General features: G+C 60.1%; 16 protein-coding genes. 1 reads left to right on the top strand and 15 read right to left on the bottom strand.

Features of this window, described 5'->3' with window-relative positions:
- Positions 1-12: 12 nt before the first annotated feature.
- The 10 genes from BTE54_RS10475 to sdhC form a co-directional block, all read right to left on the bottom strand.
- On the bottom strand, positions 13-3,009 hold the full coding sequence (locus BTE54_RS10475; RefSeq protein ID WP_065656956.1) for a 2-oxoglutarate dehydrogenase E1 component: 2,997 nt from the start codon (positions 3,007-3,009) through the stop codon (positions 13-15).
- A gap of 178 nt (positions 3,010-3,187) precedes the next feature.
- A complete protein-coding gene (sucD, locus tag BTE54_RS10470) occupies positions 3,188-4,090 on the bottom strand; it encodes a succinate--CoA ligase subunit alpha (RefSeq protein ID WP_003492390.1) in 903 nt (300 codons plus the stop codon).
- Positions 4,091-4,107: 17 nt separating this feature from the next.
- Entirely contained in the window at positions 4,108-5,301 is a 1,194-nt protein-coding gene (gene sucC, locus BTE54_RS10465; RefSeq protein ID WP_078052377.1) for an ADP-forming succinate--CoA ligase subunit beta, read from the bottom strand.
- A gap of 31 nt (positions 5,302-5,332) precedes the next feature.
- Entirely contained in the window at positions 5,333-6,295 is a 963-nt protein-coding gene (mdh, locus tag BTE54_RS10460; protein WP_003523512.1) for a malate dehydrogenase, read from the bottom strand.
- A gap of 178 nt (positions 6,296-6,473) precedes the next feature.
- Positions 6,474-7,637 carry a cell division protein ZapE gene (zapE, locus tag BTE54_RS10455; RefSeq protein WP_078052376.1) on the bottom strand — a complete coding sequence of 388 codons (1,164 nt, stop codon included), beginning with the start codon at positions 7,635-7,637 and terminating at the stop codon, positions 6,474-6,476.
- 92 nt (positions 7,638-7,729) lie between these two features.
- Complete coding sequence (locus BTE54_RS10450; protein WP_065656953.1) at positions 7,730-8,272, bottom strand: protease inhibitor Inh/omp19 family protein; 543 nt, start codon at positions 8,270-8,272, stop codon at positions 7,730-7,732.
- Positions 8,273-8,477: 205 nt separating this feature from the next.
- Positions 8,478-9,257 carry a succinate dehydrogenase iron-sulfur subunit gene (locus BTE54_RS10445; protein WP_003523509.1) on the bottom strand — a complete coding sequence of 260 codons (780 nt, stop codon included), beginning with the start codon at positions 9,255-9,257 and terminating at the stop codon, positions 8,478-8,480.
- Positions 9,258-9,272: 15 nt separating this feature from the next.
- Positions 9,273-11,114: a succinate dehydrogenase flavoprotein subunit gene (gene sdhA, locus BTE54_RS10440; protein ID WP_065656952.1), complete on the bottom strand. Its 1,842-nt coding sequence runs from the start codon at positions 11,112-11,114 to the stop codon at positions 9,273-9,275.
- 7 nt (positions 11,115-11,121) lie between these two features.
- On the bottom strand, positions 11,122-11,502 hold the full coding sequence (gene sdhD / locus BTE54_RS10435) for a succinate dehydrogenase, hydrophobic membrane anchor protein (protein ID WP_065656951.1): 381 nt from the start codon (positions 11,500-11,502) through the stop codon (positions 11,122-11,124).
- A gap of 11 nt (positions 11,503-11,513) precedes the next feature.
- Positions 11,514-11,906 (bottom strand): succinate dehydrogenase, cytochrome b556 subunit, encoded by a 393-nt coding sequence (gene sdhC / locus BTE54_RS10430; RefSeq protein WP_078052375.1) that lies wholly within the window; start codon positions 11,904-11,906, stop codon positions 11,514-11,516.
- A gap of 306 nt (positions 11,907-12,212) precedes the next feature.
- On the opposite strand from sdhC, the gene BTE54_RS10425 reads away from it, so the two are divergent.
- On the top strand, positions 12,213-12,593 hold the full coding sequence (locus BTE54_RS10425; RefSeq protein ID WP_198939119.1) for a hypothetical protein: 381 nt from the start codon (positions 12,213-12,215) through the stop codon (positions 12,591-12,593).
- Between the two features lie 54 nt (positions 12,594-12,647).
- Here the strand turns inward: BTE54_RS10425 and BTE54_RS10420 are convergent, their stop codons facing one another.
- From BTE54_RS10420 to tsaD, 5 genes are all read right to left on the bottom strand, one after another.
- Entirely contained in the window at positions 12,648-13,292 is a 645-nt protein-coding gene (locus tag BTE54_RS10420) for a methyltransferase (RefSeq protein ID WP_078052373.1), read from the bottom strand.
- 7 nt (positions 13,293-13,299) lie between these two features.
- On the bottom strand, positions 13,300-13,743 hold the full coding sequence (locus BTE54_RS10415; RefSeq protein WP_003523502.1) for an EVE domain-containing protein: 444 nt from the start codon (positions 13,741-13,743) through the stop codon (positions 13,300-13,302).
- A gap of 6 nt (positions 13,744-13,749) precedes the next feature.
- The gene (locus tag BTE54_RS10410; RefSeq protein ID WP_078052372.1) at positions 13,750-14,043 is read right to left on the bottom strand and encodes a YciI-like protein; all 294 of its coding nucleotides are present in this window, start codon (positions 14,041-14,043) and stop codon (positions 13,750-13,752) included.
- A 63-nt stretch (positions 14,044-14,106) separates the two neighbouring features.
- Positions 14,107-15,090 carry an NAD(P)H-dependent glycerol-3-phosphate dehydrogenase gene (locus tag BTE54_RS10405; protein WP_078052371.1) on the bottom strand — a complete coding sequence of 328 codons (984 nt, stop codon included), beginning with the start codon at positions 15,088-15,090 and terminating at the stop codon, positions 14,107-14,109.
- Positions 15,090-16,187 carry a tRNA (adenosine(37)-N6)-threonylcarbamoyltransferase complex transferase subunit TsaD gene (gene tsaD / locus BTE54_RS10400; RefSeq protein WP_078052370.1) on the bottom strand — a complete coding sequence of 366 codons (1,098 nt, stop codon included), beginning with the start codon at positions 16,185-16,187 and terminating at the stop codon, positions 15,090-15,092. The genes BTE54_RS10405 and tsaD overlap by 1 nt, the downstream gene beginning before the upstream one ends.
- Between the last annotated feature and the right edge of the window lie 66 nt (positions 16,188-16,253).

The raw sequence follows: 16,253 nt of genomic DNA, 5'->3' as shown, positions 1-16,253 counted from the left end.
GCGGAAGAGTTTTCACTCTCCCAGCGCGTCTTCCAGGAACGCAGCAAGCTGCGCCAGGTGCTTGGACATCAGGCCGGTCGCCGGAGAGGCGGCAGCCGGACGGCCCGTGTAACGGACCTTCTGGTACTTGGCGTCGATATGCGCCAGAACCCATTCCAGGTAAGGATCGATGAACGACCACGCACCCATGTTCTTCGGCTCTTCCTGGCACCAGACCATTTCCGCATTGCGGAAGCGCGACAGCTCGTTGATGAGCGCCTTGGCCGGGAACGGGTAAAGCTGTTCGATACGCAGCAGGTAGATATCGTCGATACCGCGCTTTTCGCGTTCCTCGAGCAGATCGTAATAGACCTTGCCCGTGCACATGACGACGCGGCGGATCTTCGAATCCTTCTGCAGCTTGATCGGGCCGTCCTTGATGACCTCGGCATCGTCCCACAGGAGACGGTGGAAGGAGGACTCGCCTGCAAGCTCGGCCAGCGAAGAGGTGGCGCGCTTGTGACGCAGCAGCGACTTCGGCGTCATCAGGATCAGCGGCTTGCGGAAGTCGCGCTTCACCTGGCGGCGCAGGATGTGGAAGTAGTTGGCCGGGGTCGTGCAGTTGGCAACCTGCATGTTGTCTTCGGCGCACATCTGCAGCCAGCGCTCCAGACGGGCGGACGAGTGTTCTGGACCCTGACCTTCGTAGCCATGTGGCAGAAGGCAGACGAGACCGGACATGCGCAGCCACTTGCGTTCACCCGACGAGATGAACTGGTCGAACACGACCTGAGCACCGTTCGCGAAGTCGCCGAACTGGGCTTCCCAGAGCGTCAGCGCATTCGGACGGGCGAGCGAGTAACCGTATTCGAAACCGAGAACGGCCTCTTCCGAAAGCATCGAGTTGATGACTTCGTAACGAGCCTGCGTCGGCGCAAGGTTTGCCAGCGGGATGTAGCGTTCTTCGGTTTCCTGATCATAGAGAACCGAGTGACGCTGCGAGAAGGTGCCGCGTTCGCAATCCTGACCAGAAAGGCGGATCTTGTGGCCGTCAACGACGAGCGAACCGAACGCAAGCGCTTCCGCCATTGCCCAGTCGATGCCTTCGCCCGTCTCGACCATCTGCGAGCGGTTTTCCATGAAGCGCTGGATCGTGCGGTGGGCGCTGAAGCCTTCCGGAATGGTCGACAGCTTCTTGCCGATCTCCTTCAGCTGCTTCATCGGCACGCCGGTCTTGCCGCGACGCTGCTCATCGGCATTGTCGGCAGCGCGCAGACCCGACCACTGGCCGTCCAGCCAGTCGGCCTTGTTCGGCTTGTAGGACTGGCCTGCCTCGAACTCCTGCTCGAGATGAGCGCGCCAGTCGGCCTTCATCTTCTCAAATTCGCCTTCGTTGATCAGGCCTTCGGCGATCAAACGGTCAGCGTAGATGCGTGCCACGGTCTTGTGGCCGCGGATGACCTTGTACATCTTCGGCTGCGTGAACGCCGGCTCATCGCCTTCGTTGTGGCCGAAGCGACGGTAGCAGAACATGTCCACGACGACGGGCTTGTGGAACTTCATACGGTATTCGGTCGCAACCTTCGCCGCATAGGTCACAGCTTCCGGATCGTCACCGTTGACGTGGAAGATCGGCGCTTCGATCATCTTGGCAACGTCGGACGGATAGGGCGACGAACGCGAGAAGGCAGGGTTCGTCGTGAAGCCGATCTGGTTGTTGATGATGAAGTGCATGGTGCCGGCAACGCGGTGGCCGCGCAGACCGGAAAGGCCGAGAATTTCCGCAACAACACCCTGACCCGCGAAAGCGGCATCGCCGTGCAGCAGGAGCGGCAGCACCTTGGCGCGCTCGGAAAGCGGAATGATATCGCCGTCCCACTGCTTGGCCAGCTGGTCCTGCTTGGCGCGGGCCTTGCCCATGACGACAGGGTTGACGATTTCAAGGTGCGACGGGTTGGCCGTCAGCGACAGGTGAACCTTGTTGCCGTCGAATTCGCGGTCGGAGGAGGCACCGAGGTGGTACTTCACGTCGCCCGAACCTTCGACATCGTCAGGCTTGAACGAACCGCCCTTGAACTCGTGGAACACGGCGCGATGCGGCTTGCCCATCACGTTGGTCAGAACGTTCAGGCGACCGCGGTGGGCCATGCCGAGAACGACTTCTTCCAGACCTTCCTGGCCGCCACGCTTGATGATCTGCTCCAGCGCCGGGATCAGCGATTCACCGCCATCGAGGCCGAAACGCTTGGTGCCCTTGAAACGCACGTCGAGGAACTGCTCGTAGCCTTCGGCCTCAACCAGCTTGGACAGAATGGCCTTCTTGCCTTCAGCCGTGAAGGCAACGCCCTTGTCCGGACCTTCGATGCGCTCCTGAATCCAGCCTTTTTCTTCCGGGCTGGACATGTGCATGAATTCGACGCCGATGGTGGAGCAGTAGGTGCGCTCCAGAATATCGATCATCTCGCGCACCGTCGCGTATTCGAGGCCGAGCACGTTATCGATGAAAATCTTGCGGTCGTAGTCGCTTTCCTCGAAGCCGTAGGACTTCGGCGACAGCTCGTTGTAATCCTCAACCGCGACCGCGATGCCGAGCGGATCGAGCTTGGCATGCAGGTGGCCGCGCATGCGGTAGGCGCGGATCATCATGATGGCGCGAACGCTGTCACGGGTCGCCTGCAGAACTTCCGCCTGGCTGACCGGCTTGCCGGTGTCAGCGCTCTTGGCCTCAGCTTTCGCCTGAACCTTCTTCTCGATGGCCTTTTCGACCGTGGCCCAGTTGCCGTCGAGTGCGGATACCAGTTCGCCATTCGCCGGGATCGGCCAGTTGGCGCGCTTCCAGGAGGCGCCCTTGGCCGCCTTCTTCACGTCTTCCGGATTATCGGACAACGCCTTGAAGAAGCTCTGCCACTCCGGCGACACGGAAGAGGGGTCCTCTTCGTACCGGGCATAGAGCTGCTCGATATAGGCTGCATTCGCGCCGTCCAGAAACGACGTGATCTGAAACTGCTCGTTCGCTTCTTGCCTTGCCATTGTGTTCTTGCGGACTTATCCGTCCGCCTCCTCGATGCCGTTAGGGCCGTTCGCCGGCCTGCCGCTTTGATTATTGCTGTCTGCCGCCGGGGCGGTATGCCGTTCTGTCTGTCGTTCCTTGCGGCATCGGGCAGCGTGGCATTGAAGCCGCGCCGCCCGTTACCGATGTCATGTGGTCTCAGCCCTTGAGGACTTCAACCAGCGTCTTGCCGAGGCGCGCCGGGGAAGGCGATACCTTGATGCCCGCTGCTTCCATGGCAGCAATCTTGGATTCCGCATCGCCCTTGCCGCCGGAAACGACAGCGCCGGCGTGGCCCATGGTGCGGCCCTTCGGAGCCGTACGGCCTGCGATGAAGCCGGCCATCGGCTTCTTGCGGCCCTTCTTGGCTTCGTCGATCAGGAACTGTGCCGCATCTTCTTCAGCCGAGCCGCCGATTTCGCCGATCATGATGATCGACTGCGTGGCGTCGTCAGCGAGGAACATTTCAAGCACGTCGATGAACTCGGTGCCCTTGACCGGGTCGCCGCCGATGCCGACAGCAGTGGTCTGGCCGAGGCCTTCGTTGGAGGTCTGGAACACGGCTTCATAGGTGAGCGTGCCCGAACGCGAAACGATACCGACCGAACCCTTGCGGAAGATGGAGCCCGGCATGATGCCGATCTTGCATTCTTCCGGCGTCAGGATACCCGGGCAGTTCGGGCCGAGCAGGCGCGACTTGGAGCGGTCGAGGCGAGCCTTGACGCGAACCATGTCCATGACCGGGATACCTTCGGTGATGCAGGTGATGAACGGAATTTCCGCATCGATGGCTTCGATGATGGCATCTGCTGCACCTGCCGGCGGAACGTAGATCACGGATGCGTCTGCACCGGTCTTTTCCTTGGCTTCGGCAACCGTTGCAAAGATCGGCAGGCTCTCACCCTTGGAGCCGGTCCAGGTTTCGCCACCCTTCTTCGGGTGAATACCACCAACCATCTGCGTACCGTAATAGGCAAGCGCCTGTTCGGTGTGGAAGGTGCCGGTCTTGCCGGTCAGACCCTGAACGAGGATCTTCGTGTCTTTATTAACAAGAATAGACATTATTTCCGGTCCCTCAATTAGCCGTTGATCGCCGCGACGATCTTCTTGGCTGCGTCGTCCAGATCGTCAGCAGCCGTAATCGCAAGGCCAGATTCGTTGAGAAGCTTCTTGCCAAGTTCGACGTTGGTGCCTTCAAGGCGAACGACGAGCGGAACCTGCAAACCGACTTCCTTCACCGCGGCGATGACGCCCTCGGCGATAACGTCGCACTTCATGATGCCGCCGAAGATGTTGACGAGGATACCCTCGACCTTCGGGTCGGCAGTGATGATCTTGAAAGCTGCCGCGACCTTCTCCTTGCCAGCGCCACCGCCGACGTCGCAGAAGTTTGCCGGCTCTTTGCCGTAAAGCTTGATGATGTCCATGGTCGCCATGGCAAGACCGGCGCCGTTGACCATGCAACCGATGTTGCCGTCGAGGGCCACATAAGCGAGGTCCCACTTGGAGGCTTCGATTTCCTTGGCGTCTTCTTCGGTCTCGTCGCGCAGCGCCTTGACGTCGTCATGGCGGAACAGCGCGTTGCCGTCGAAGGACATCTTGGCGTCGAGAACGCGCAGATGGCCATTTTCCATGACGATCAGCGGGTTAACCTCGAGGAGAGCCATGTCCTTCTCGCTGAAGGCCTTGTAGAGGATCGGGAAGAGCGACTTGGCGTCTTCGGCTGCAACGCCGTCAAGCTCAAGCGCCTTGGAGATCGCGGCAACGTCAGCGTCGCTCACACCCTTTTCCGGGTTGATGGCGATGGTATGGATCTTTTCGGGCGTGTCGTGGGCGACAGCTTCGATATCCATGCCGCCTTCAGTGGAAACCACGAAAGCAACCTGACCGACCGAACGGTCCACCAGCAGCGAGCAATAGAGTTCGCGGGCAATGTCCGCGCCGTCTTCGATGTAGAGGCGGTTAACCTGCTTGCCGGCTTCACCGGTCTGCGCCGTGACCAGCGTGTTGCCGAGCATGTCCTTGGCGTGGGAAACGACTTCGTCGATGGACTTCGCCAGACGAACGCCGCCCTTGGCGTCGGGGCCGAGTTCCTTGAACTTGCCCTTGCCGCGGCCGCCAGCGTGGATCTGGCTCTTGACGACGTAGAGCGGGCCGGGAAGCTGCTTGGCGGCAGCTTCGGCTTCTTCGACCTTGAGAATGGCGACGCCTTCAGCAACCGGCGCGCCGTAGCCCTTCAGAAGAGCCTTGGCCTGATATTCGTGAATATTCATGGAATAATCCCTGTTTGGAGCCGCTAGGCTATTACTTCAGCGACGGAGCGATGTTGACGCAGGCTTCGCAAAGACCAGCGACAGCGCCGACGGATTTCTGGAAGGCGGCTTCTTCTTCCTTGTTGAGTTCGATCTCGATGATGCGCTCGATACCGCCTGCACCGATGATGGTCGGTACGCCGACATACATGTCGTCAACGCCATACTGGCCCGAGAGGTGGGCAGCGGCGGGCAGAACGCGCTTCTTGTCCTTGAGGTAGGATTCAGCCATTTCGATTGCCGAAGCAGCCGGCGCGTAATAGGCCGAACCGGTCTTCAAGAGGCCAACGATTTCCGCACCGCCGTCACGGGTGCGCTGGATGATTTGCTCAAGGCGCTCGGCGGTCAGCCAGCCCATCTTGACGAGATCGGTCAGCGGAACGCCGGCAACGGTGGAGTAGCGTGCGAGCGGAACCATGGTGTCGCCATGACCGCCGAGAACGAAAGCGGTGACATCTTCAACCGAAACGTTGAACTCTTCGGCGAGGAAGAGGCGGAAACGGGCGCTGTCGAGAACGCCGGCCATGCCGACGACCTTGTTCTTCGGCAGGCCGGAAAACTTCTGCAGCGCCCAGACCATGGCGTCGAGCGGGTTGGTGATGCAGATGACGAATGCGTTCGGCGCGTACTTCTTGATGCCGGCGCCGACCTGCTCCATGACCTTGAGGTTGATGCCGAGAAGATCGTCGCGGCTCATGCCCGGCTTGCGGGCAACGCCGGCGGTGACGATGCAGACGTCAGCACCTTCGATGGCGGCGTAATCGGAAGCGCCGGTGAGCTTTGCATTGAAGCCTTCAACCGGGCCGGACTGGGCAATATCCAGACCCTTGCCCTGCGGGATGCCGTCGGCAATATCGAAGAGGACGATATCGCCCAGTTCCTTCAGGCTGGCGAGATGCGCCAGCGTGCCGCCGATCATGCCAGAACCAATAAGTGCAATTTTTTTGCGAGCCATCGAATGCTTCCTCTTGAGCTTCAATTCAATTTCACCGCGCCAAACCGGCAGCCAAATTGTCGCACTCCGATTAGACCCATTGGCAAAAATTGGCAACAGATTCTTTTCCGGTGAATATTTTCAATCGTTTAGATCATTATTTTCTTACGTAAACGTAAGAAAATACGTCACGAAAGTGTCAAACTTTCTGGCGTTTTTCGTGATGCTGCGCCAGATAATCCGCGCTGCGCATTTCAAACAGGCGCGAGGCGGTGCGATCGAACTCGAAACCTTCGGTCCCCTTGCGCTTGCCTAGCAGGTCTTCCGGCATGGCGGCAGCGGAGGCAAAAAGCCGGACGCTGTGGTCGTAAAGCGCATCGATGAGGATGATGAAACGCTTGGTCTCGTTGCGCTTGTCCGCGTTCAAAAACGGAATGTGATCGATGAAGACCGTATCGAAACGATTGGCGATGGCAAGGAAGTCGGAAGCCCCAAGCGGCTTTTCGCAAAGATCGGAGAAGGAAAAGCGAGCCACCCGGCCGCTAGCGCGGGGCACCAGAATGGAACGGCCCTTCATCGGTATCTCGGTCGGTGCAACGAGGTGACCGGCAATCATGTGCCGCCAGGCCATGTCCATCGCCTGATCCGCCGAACCGTCAAGCGGCGTGACGTAGACGGGAAGGCTTTCCAGCTTCTCCATCCGATAATCGGTGGGGCTGTCCAGCGTCACCACCTCCACATGCTTTTTCAAGAGATCGACGAAAGGCAGGAACAGGCCGCGATTGAGACCGTCCTTGTAGAGATTGTCCGGCACGACGTTGGAGGTCGTCACCAATGTGCAGCCGTTGGCGAACAGCTCGCTGAACAGCCGCGCAAGGATCATCGCATCGGCAATATCAGTGACCGTAAATTCGTCGAAGCATAAAAGCTCCGCTTCCGCCAGGAGCTGGGCGGCGACGGGCGGAATCGGATCGGCCTGTTTGGTTTCGCCATTCTTCAGCTTCTGCCGATGCGCATGCACACGATTATGCACATCCGCCATGAATTCGTGAAAATGGCAGCGCCGTTTGGAGGAAACCGGCGCCATCTCGTAGAACATGTCCATCAGCATCGTCTTGCCGCGGCCGACGCTGCCATAGACATATAGTCCCTTGACGGCCGCCGCAGGTCCGGACTTGCGCGCAAACATCCAGCCGAGCGCGCTCTTCTTCTTGGCGGGCTTGCGCGCCTTCAGATCGGCAAGGATACGGTCCAGATGCGCCGCCACGCCAAGCTGGGCGGCATCGGCCTGCAAGGTGCCAGCTGCAGTCAATGCGTTGAGCTGTTCAACGACACTATGATTGTAATCGGGCAAGGGCTTCATGGATAAACGCCTCGGACGCGGGCGCACAAAGGCACCCACGACGAATGGACAGGCTTAGAGCGAAAAGAGCGTTCCGGCTGCACCGGAAAGACTCATCGGCTGAGGCTGAGCGGCTGGCCGCTATTGGTGGTGCCATCAAAGCGCGCATCGGCACTCTTGTAGACGCGGCCAATCGTGTCACCCGAACGGTTCTTGAAGAGAACCATCTTCCCGGACACTTCCCAGGACCCCATCGCCGTCAGCTCGCCCGCGCAACCGCGCGTGCCGCCACGCGAGCCGCTGCCGAGGTTGGTGAGCGTCAGGAACATGTCGCAATTGGCGCCGCCATTGGAAACGCGCCAGTTGCCGACCATGGATTCCTTGGTAACGTCAAGTGCGGCCGCCGGCGGAGCGGCAGAAGCGACGTTGGTTCCGCCAGGGGCGGCCGAGGCAGGTGCCGACGGGAACTGGCTGCCCGTGGCGCCACCGGGCGGCGGCAGGGCGCCGGACTGGACGGAGGGCACCGGCTGCGCCTGCAAAGGCGGCGTATAACCGGGATTGTTGCTGCCGTTGTTGTTGTAATCGTAGGAGGTACGTTGGCAACCGGCGAGAGTCATCACAACCGCAAGGCCCGTCACCACATATCTGAATTGCATATCAAGCTCCCGATTCTCTCGCTTCCGGAAAGATCATGATCAAACAAGAAGGCTGAATTATTACCAAAGCCTTATCTTGCGCAAGCGATGGCCGGGATAATTACCATTTCGGTCGATTTTTACCGAATTTTCCCACGCCGGGTTGTAAAAAGGGCCGCGGTCGAGACCGCGGCCCGCTAGATTTTCTGTCGTCAGCGAATCGCCTTTAAACGCGGCGCTCGACCATCATCTTCTTTATTTCCGCGATAGCCTTGGCCGGGTTCAAGCCCTTCGGGCAGGCCTGCGCGCAGTTCATGATGGTGTGGCAGCGGTAAAGGCGGAACGGATCCTCGAGATTATCCAGACGCTCGCCGGTTGCCTCATCGCGACTGTCGATCAGCCAGCGATAGGCCTGCAGCAGAACGGCGGGACCGAGATAACGGTCGCCATTCCACCAGTAGCTGGGACAGGAGGTGGAGCAGCAGGCGCAGAGAATGCACTCATAAAGACCGTCCAGCTTCAGGCGGTCCTCATGGCTCTGCTTCCATTCCTTGGCGGGCGTCGGCGAAACCGTCTTCAACCAGGGCTCGATGGAGCGGTGCTGGGCGTAGAAGTTCGACAGATCGGGAACGAGGTCCTTCACGACAGGCATATGCGGCAGCGGATAAACCTTCACCGTGCCGTTGATTTCTTCCATGCCCTTGGTGCAGGCAAGCGTATTGGTGCCGTCGATGTTCATGGCGCAGGAACCGCAGATGCCTTCGCGGCAGGAGCGGCGCAGCGTCAGCGTCGGGTCGATATTGTTCTTGATGTAGAGAAGCGCGTCGAGAACCATCGGCCCGCAATCGTCGACATCGATATAATAGGTATCGATGCGCGGGTTCTGGCCGTCATCCGGGTTCCATCGATAGATGCGGTATTCGCGCACATTCTTGGCGCCGTCCGGCTTCGGCCAGACCTTGCCTTCGCTGATCTGGGAATTCTTGGGGAGAGCGAGTTCAACCATATCCAGTTCCTCAAATCAGTAGACGCGCGCCTTCGGCTCGATCTTTTTCGGATCGATGCCGTCGGCGATGAGGTCGGTGTGAACAGGGCGGTAGTCGAGCTTGACGTCGCCTTCCGGGCTGACCCAGGCAAGCGTGTGCTTGCGCCAGTTCACGTCGTCGCGACCGGCGAACGGACCGTCGACGAAATCCTCGCGGGCGTGCGAACCGCGGCTTTCCTTGCGCGCTTCCGCGCCATAGACCGTGGTGATCGCATTGGCCATGAGGTTGTGCAGCTCGAGCGTCTCGACCAGATCGGAGTTCCAGACCATCGAACGGTCGGTGACCTTGACGTCAGGCAGTTCCTTCCAGATGGCGGAAAGACGCTGGCAACCGCTTTCCAGCGATTCCTGTGTGCGGAAAACGGCCGCATCGTCCTGCATGGCGCGCTGCATCTTGTCGCGCAGCACCGCCGTCGGCGTCGAGCCGTTGGCGTAACGCAGGCTGTCGAAACGCTCCATGATCTTGTCGCAGGCAGCCGTATCGAGAGCGGGAACAGCCTCATCACGATTGATGACCTGAGCGGCACGGATCGCCGCTGCACGGCCGAAGACCACCAGGTCGATCAGCGAGTTGGAACCGAGGCGGTTCGCACCATGAACCGAGGCGCAACCGGCTTCGCCAACAGCCATCAGACCGGGCGCGATACGCTCCGGGTTGTTGGCATCGGCATTCAGCACTTCACCCCAATAGTTGGTCGGAATACCGCCCATATTGTAGTGAACCGTCGGCAGAACCGGGATCGGCTCGCGGGTCACATCGACGCCGGCGAAAATCTTCGCGCTTTCGGAAATGCCCGGAAGACGCTCATGCAGGATCGCCGGATCGAGATGATCGAGGTGCAGGAAGATGTGGTCCTTGTTCTTGCCGACGCCGCGGCCTTCACGGATTTCCATCGTCATGCAGCGGGAGACAACGTCACGCGAGGCAAGGTCCTTGGCGGAAGGCGCATAACGCTCCATGAAGCGTTCGCCTTCGGAGTTGACGAGATAACCGCCTTCGCCGCGTGCACCCTCGGTAATCAGGCAGCCTGCGCCATAAATACCGGTCGGGTGGAACTGCACGAATTCCATGTCCTGGAGCGGCAGGCCAGCGCGGGCGATCATGCCGCCGCCGTCACCGGTGCAGGTATGGGCCGAGGTCGCCGAGAAATAGGCACGGCCGTAACCGCCGGTCGCCAGAACCACCATCTTGGCGGAGAAGCGATGGATCGTGCCGTCATCGAGGTTCCAGGCGACGACGCCGGTGCAGCGGCCGTCCGGAGACATGATGAGGTCGAGCGCGAAATATTCGATGAAGAATTCGGCATTGTTGCGCAGCGACTGGCCATAAAGCGTGTGCAGAATGGCGTGGCCGGTACGGTCGGCAGCGGCGCAGGTGCGCTGCACCGGCGGGCCTTCGCCGTAATTCTGCATGTGACCGCCGAACGGGCGCTGGTAGATCTTGCCTTCTTCGTTGCGCGAGAAAGGCACGCCGTAATGTTCCAGCTCATAGACCGCCTTCGGCGCTTCCATGGCGAGATATTGCATCGCGTCGACGTCGCCGAGCCAGTCGGAGCCCTTTACGGTGTCGTAAAGGTGCCACTGCCAACAGTCGGGCGTCATGTTGGTGAGCGACGCGGCAATGCCGCCCTGCGCCGCGACCGTGTGGGAGCGCGTCGGGAAAACCTTGGTGATGCAGGCCGTGCGGAAACCCTGTTCCGCCATGCCGAGCGTTGCGCGCAGACCCGCGCCGCCGGCGCCCACCACGATCACGTCGTAGGAGTGATCGACATAGGTGTAGGCCTTGCCATTCTGGGATGGTGAACTGATCGATGCCATGGCGGGATTATCCTGCGAATGCGATTTTCAGAATGGCGAAGATGCAAAGACCGCCAATGAGAATCGCGAAAAACATATTGAGCATCAGAAGAACGAGCTTCAAAACCTCGGCGTGAATGTAGTCTTCAATGATGACTTGCATGCCGAGCTTCATGTGGATGAGGCCGGAAACCAAAACCAGAGCCATGATGACCGCAACGAGCGGGTTCGACAGCGCCGCAACGACTTCCGGATAGGGCGCGCCGGCATATCTGATGAGGAAGACGACAAAGAAGGTGAGCAACGGAACGTTGGCGACCGCAGTCACGCGCTGACGCCAGAAATGGTCGGTGCCTTCCTTGGCGGAGCCGAGGCCGCGAACCTTTCCGAGAGGTGTACGCATATCCATGAAAAATCTCCTCAGCGCACGATCAGGGGAATGACCCAGATCAGCGCGGTCAGACAGATCGACACCACCCACGAGGCCTTCGCCAGCTTGGTGGTAAAGTGCTTTTCGAAGCCGTATCCCAGATCCCACATGAAATGGCGAAGGCCGCCAAGCATGTGATGAACCAGAGCCCAGGTGTATCCGATCAGGATGAGCCTGCCGATGATCGTACCCATCGCCCAGTTGACCCAGTCGTAATAGGCCGGACCCGAGGCGATAGCGATCAGCCACCAGGCAACCAGAAGCGTTCCGAAATAAAGCGCGCCGCCCGTGATGCGGTGCACGATGGATGCAACCATCGTCGGAATCAGCTTGTAAACTTGAAGATGCGGCGACAGAGGCCGGTTATTAGTCGCATTCGCCATCAGAACCTCGCGGCGTTTTCCCGTGCGCCCATCAGACAGGACGCCCCCAAGCAACAGCACATGACGAAAGAATGTGCATTGCACCAACCGCGACGTTTAATCACATGGGAGCATCACGACAAGCACATTTCATGGCCGATTCCAATTTAATCGATTGGTTCGCGAATTTTTTTTGGAATTTTTTTGCGTCAAAATAAAAAATCGAGCGTTTCCAAGATTTACGCCCCTAAAATATTTACCTTTACGTAATTCATGAATCGTGTAATTTACCTTTGGTTAACCAAGAAAATCCGGAGAATGAGGCTCATGTTACAGCGCCGAATCGCCGCTTTGACCATGATGGTCGCAGGCGTAATTTTCACTGTGGTGCCTCCGGCGGCGGCAGAGAATTCTTATGGCCGCCGTGATTATCAGCACAACTATCAGCATCGTCAATCGCAGGTGAGCTTCTCAACGGACGGGCTGCCATCCACCCTCTCCGGCGGTAATTACGTGGGTGCGATATCGGCGCTACGCGTTCGCGGCAACGGCAATTATTTCGCAATCGGCGGCGGGCTTTCACGGAAAGGCGCAGCGGTTGCGACGGGCACGCAGCTTGCGCCAAAGGCGAAAATCATCAATGTCCGCGCTGAAACCGCTGGCGACGCCTGCGCCTATGAACATGGCGTCTGCATTATCCGGCCATAGAGTATTTCCGGTAAAAGCATGAAGCGGTTTTACTGCAAATGCGTGATGCGCTGATCAGATGAAACGCCACACTGTGGTCTTCTTCACTTCGCTGTCTTCCAGCGCCCGCGTCACCGGCACCTGATAGGTCGCCTCCGCGCGGAGCCGCTCTTTGGGCAAATAAGCGCGTCCGGGATCGCCGACTAGGATGGTCACGCCCTTTTCCGTCAGTTCCAGAAACCACGGTACGAGAAGTTCGGCAAAGGCACGGTCGTAAAATACGTCGCCGGCCAGCAGAACATCCGCTTCAACCGCTTTCCCAACCAGGTCGAGCCCGGTGAAAGCAATGTCCATCTCATTGAGAGCTGCATTCAGCCGAATGGCCGTCTCTGTCCACGGATCGATATCGGCCGCCAGAACCGCACCGGCGCCCGCCTTTGCCGCAGCGATGGCGACCAGACCGGAGCCGCTGGCGAAATCCAGCACGCGCCTGCCGGACACGCTGTCGGGATGATCGAGAACGTAGCGGGCAAGCCCCTGCCCGCCGGCCCAGGCGAAGGCCCAGAAGGGCGGCGGCAGACCGATCGCTTCCAGCTCCTCCTCCGTCTTCAGCCACAGCTCATGGGCTTCGGTGGCGAGATGAAGACGCAACTCCGGCACATGCGGCGGATGCATGATGGCGGTATTGTCGAGAATGAAGCGTTCGGGATCGGTCCTCACCGAAGCATCAGTCCGGTGACTTCGGTGGATTGGCGAGACCGCCCATGCGGCAGACCTCGAGATATTCCTCTTCCGTCACCGGCTGCACGGAAAGCCGCATGGAAGTGACAAGCGACATCTTCGCCAGCTTCGGATTGGCTTTCACATCCTTCAGCGAAACGGGCTGCGGCATGTCGCAGACGGCGCGGATATCCACGCAATCCCATTTCAGATCGCCTTCGGCGGTCGAGTCCGGATGCGACAATGCGCAGACTTCGACGATGCCGACGACATCCAGCCCCTCATTGGAGTGGTAGAAGAAACCCTTGTCGCCGATCTTCATGGCGCGCATGTTGTTGCGCGCCTGATAGTTACGCACGCCGGTCCATTCTTCGCCCGCCTCGCCCTTGGCCTTCTGCATTTCCCAGGACCATTTGAACGGCTCGGACTTGTAAAGCCAGTAATTCGCCATGTCCGGTCATGCTCCCGGATTGTTGAAGACCCAATTATAGGGCTTCACGTCAACGCTTTCGAACAGGCCGGCCTTGGCGTAGGGATCGGCATCGGCGAGAGCCTTCGCGGCATCGATATCCGCGGCGTCAACGATCACGAGGCTGCCATTCGGCTTGCCTTCGGCATCCAGAAACGGACCGGCGATCTTCAGCGTGCCCTCGGCATTCAGCTTCTTCAGGTGCTCCAGATGCGCCGGACGTGTTTCCATGCGTACATTCAGATGGCCGGGCTTGTCCTTGCAGATAAAGGCAAACAGCATTTTCGTCTCCTCGTTAAAACATCTCTTCCAAACGCGTCAGCGGTTTGGAACGAAGACCCGCCCTCATTCGGTGGTGATGGGCCGCGTCATCAATTGTTGCATGGCGCTCGCCACATCCAGATTGCCGTCAATGATAGCGGCCACCGCTTCGGTAACCGGCATGTCGACAGCGTGACTTTCCCCGAGCCGGGCGGCGACGGCTGCCGCAAAAGCGCCCTCCACCAGCCCGCCGGACATGTCCTTGCCCTCACCCCGTCCGAGCGCGATACCGAAACGCAGGTTTCGGGACTGGTGACTGGTGGCGGTCAGCACGAGATCGCCAAGGCCCGAGAGGCCGCGCACCGTGTCCGCCTTCCCGCCCATCGCAACGATGAGACGCGACATTTCGGCAAGGCCGCGCGAAATCAACGCCGCCCGGGCGGAATCGCCAAGGCCCGCGCCTTCGACGATGCCGGCGGCAATGGCGAGGACGTTCTTCAGCGCCCCGCCAAGCTGCACACCGATGCGGTCGGTCGAGGCATAAAGCCGGAAGGTCTTGCCGGAAATCGTGGTCGCAAGCCGCTCGGCTATCACCGCATCTTCCGCCGCAATCGCCATGGCCGTCGGCAGGCCCCGTGCTATGTCGGCCGCAAAGCCCGGACCGGACAGAACCGCAATCGGATGATGCGGCAGTTCCGCTTCCAGAAGTTCCGTCAGCAGCCGGCCGGAGCTGCGGTCGATACCCTTGGCGCAGGTAACAATGATTGAGTCATTAGCCAGATAAGGACCGTACTGACGGGCCGCATCGGCATGAGCCTGCGAGGGCATGGCGAAGAGGACGATGCCGGCGCCCGCCAGCACATCTGGCTCGGCGGAAAATTCAAGCGCATCTGGCAGATCGACGCCCGGCAGGGCCGCCTCGTGCACGCGGTCGCTCCTGAGGTCGGCCATCAGCGATGGGTCGCGGCCGAGCAGGGTCACGTCATGCCGGTTTTCCAGCGCGATGACCACAGCAAGCGCTGTTCCGAAGGCGCCGGCGCCGATGACGACGATTTTCTCCCGCTGCATCAGGCCTTGGCTCCCCTTTTACCGAAACCTATCAATGTCTCCGCGCTGCCATCCAGCGGCCAGCGCGAGCGCGGCGGGATTTCGAGCGGATCGGGGTCCCGGCCGTCCGCCATGCGCTCCAGCCCCGCCCAGGCGATCATCGCGGCATTATCGGTGCAGAGCCGGTGCGGCGGCGCGACGAAGCGGAAGCCATGGGTATCGCAAAGCGATTGCAGCGTCTGGCGGATTTCCTGATTGGCGGCAACGCCGCCGGCGACGACCAGAGCAGGCTGGTTTTCTGTATGCGGAAATTCCTGGCTGAAACGGGCAAGGCCGCGGCCGATCCGATCCTTGAGCGTGCGCGACACCGCTTTCTGGAACGAGGCGCAGATATCGGCAATATCCTGCTCGGAAAGCGGCGCGATGGCGGTCGCCGCCTGCCGCACCGCCGTCTTCAGGCCGGAAAAGGAAAAATCGAGCCGTGCTTCGCCGACCATGGGACGCGGAAGCGGAAAGCGGTTCGGATCACCCTTCGCCGCCGCCTTCTCGACCGCAGGCCCACCTGGATAGGGCAGGCCCAGAAGTTTCGCCGTCTTATCGAAAGCCTCCCCCAGCGCGTCATCGATGGTGGTGCCCCAACGCTCATAGTCGCCCACGCCGCGCACCAGCACCAGCTGGGTATGGCCGCCGGAGACGAGCAGCATCAGATAAGGAAAAGACAGACCGTCGGTGAGGCGCGCCGTCAGCGCGTGGCCTTCCAGATGGTTGATGGCGTAAAGCGGCTTGCCGGCCGCCTTGGCGATGGCCTTGCCCGTCATCAAGCCCACCAGCAGGCCGCCTATGAGGCCGGGGCCGGAGGTGGCGGCGATGGCGTCGACATCGGCAAGGGTCACGCCCGCCTGCTCCAGTGCTTCTTCCACCAGCGTATCCAGCGCCTCGACATGGGCGCGCGCGGCAATTTCCGGCACCACGCCGCCATAGGCGCTGTGTTCCTCAAGCTGCGACAAAACGACGTCGGAGACGATCTCGCCATGGCCGTCCGCATGCCGAACCACAATGGATGCGGCGGTTTCGTCACAGCTTGTCTCTATGCCGAGGATACGAAGAAAGGGGGTCATCAAATCTGTTCGTTCATTGCGATCATGCGCTGAGTTGGTCTAAGACAACTCCGGTAACAATGGATA

It is taken from the genome of Agrobacterium sp. YIC 4121 (genome assembly GCF_002008205.1).
GTDB lineage: Bacteria > Pseudomonadota > Alphaproteobacteria > Rhizobiales > Rhizobiaceae > Agrobacterium > Agrobacterium leguminum.
This window is presented reverse-complemented; position numbering and strand designations above follow the sequence as displayed.

Excerpts from the sequence above, each read along its gene's own strand:
- BTE54_RS10475 (WP_065656956.1), bottom strand. The coding sequence starts at position 3,009 with ATGGCAAGGCAAGAAGCGAACGAGCAGTTTCAGATCACGTCGTTTCTG.
- sucD (WP_003492390.1), bottom strand. The coding sequence starts at position 4,090 with ATGTCTATTCTTGTTAATAAAGACACGAAGATCCTCGTTCAGGGTCTG.
- sucC (WP_078052377.1), bottom strand. The coding sequence starts at position 5,301 with ATGAATATTCACGAATATCAGGCCAAGGCTCTTCTGAAGGGCTACGGC.
- mdh (WP_003523512.1), bottom strand. The coding sequence starts at position 6,295 with ATGGCTCGCAAAAAAATTGCACTTATTGGTTCTGGCATGATCGGCGGC.
- zapE (WP_078052376.1), bottom strand. The coding sequence starts at position 7,637 with ATGAAGCCCTTGCCCGATTACAATCATAGTGTCGTTGAACAGCTCAAC.
- BTE54_RS10450 (WP_065656953.1), bottom strand. The coding sequence starts at position 8,272 with ATGCAATTCAGATATGTGGTGACGGGCCTTGCGGTTGTGATGACTCTC.
- BTE54_RS10445 (WP_003523509.1), bottom strand. The coding sequence starts at position 9,257 with ATGGTTGAACTCGCTCTCCCCAAGAATTCCCAGATCAGCGAAGGCAAG.
- sdhA (WP_065656952.1), bottom strand. The coding sequence starts at position 11,114 with ATGGCATCGATCAGTTCACCATCCCAGAATGGCAAGGCCTACACCTAT.
- sdhD (WP_065656951.1), bottom strand. The coding sequence starts at position 11,502 with ATGGATATGCGTACACCTCTCGGAAAGGTTCGCGGCCTCGGCTCCGCC.
- sdhC (WP_078052375.1), bottom strand. The coding sequence starts at position 11,906 with ATGGCGAATGCGACTAATAACCGGCCTCTGTCGCCGCATCTTCAAGTT.
- BTE54_RS10425 (WP_198939119.1), top strand. The coding sequence starts at position 12,213 with ATGTTACAGCGCCGAATCGCCGCTTTGACCATGATGGTCGCAGGCGTA.
- BTE54_RS10415 (WP_003523502.1), bottom strand. The coding sequence starts at position 13,743 with ATGGCGAATTACTGGCTTTACAAGTCCGAGCCGTTCAAATGGTCCTGG.
- BTE54_RS10410 (WP_078052372.1), bottom strand. The coding sequence starts at position 14,043 with ATGCTGTTTGCCTTTATCTGCAAGGACAAGCCCGGCCATCTGAATGTA.
- BTE54_RS10405 (WP_078052371.1), bottom strand. The coding sequence starts at position 15,090 with ATGCAGCGGGAGAAAATCGTCGTCATCGGCGCCGGCGCCTTCGGAACA.
- tsaD (WP_078052370.1), bottom strand. The coding sequence starts at position 16,187 with ATGACCCCCTTTCTTCGTATCCTCGGCATAGAGACAAGCTGTGACGAA.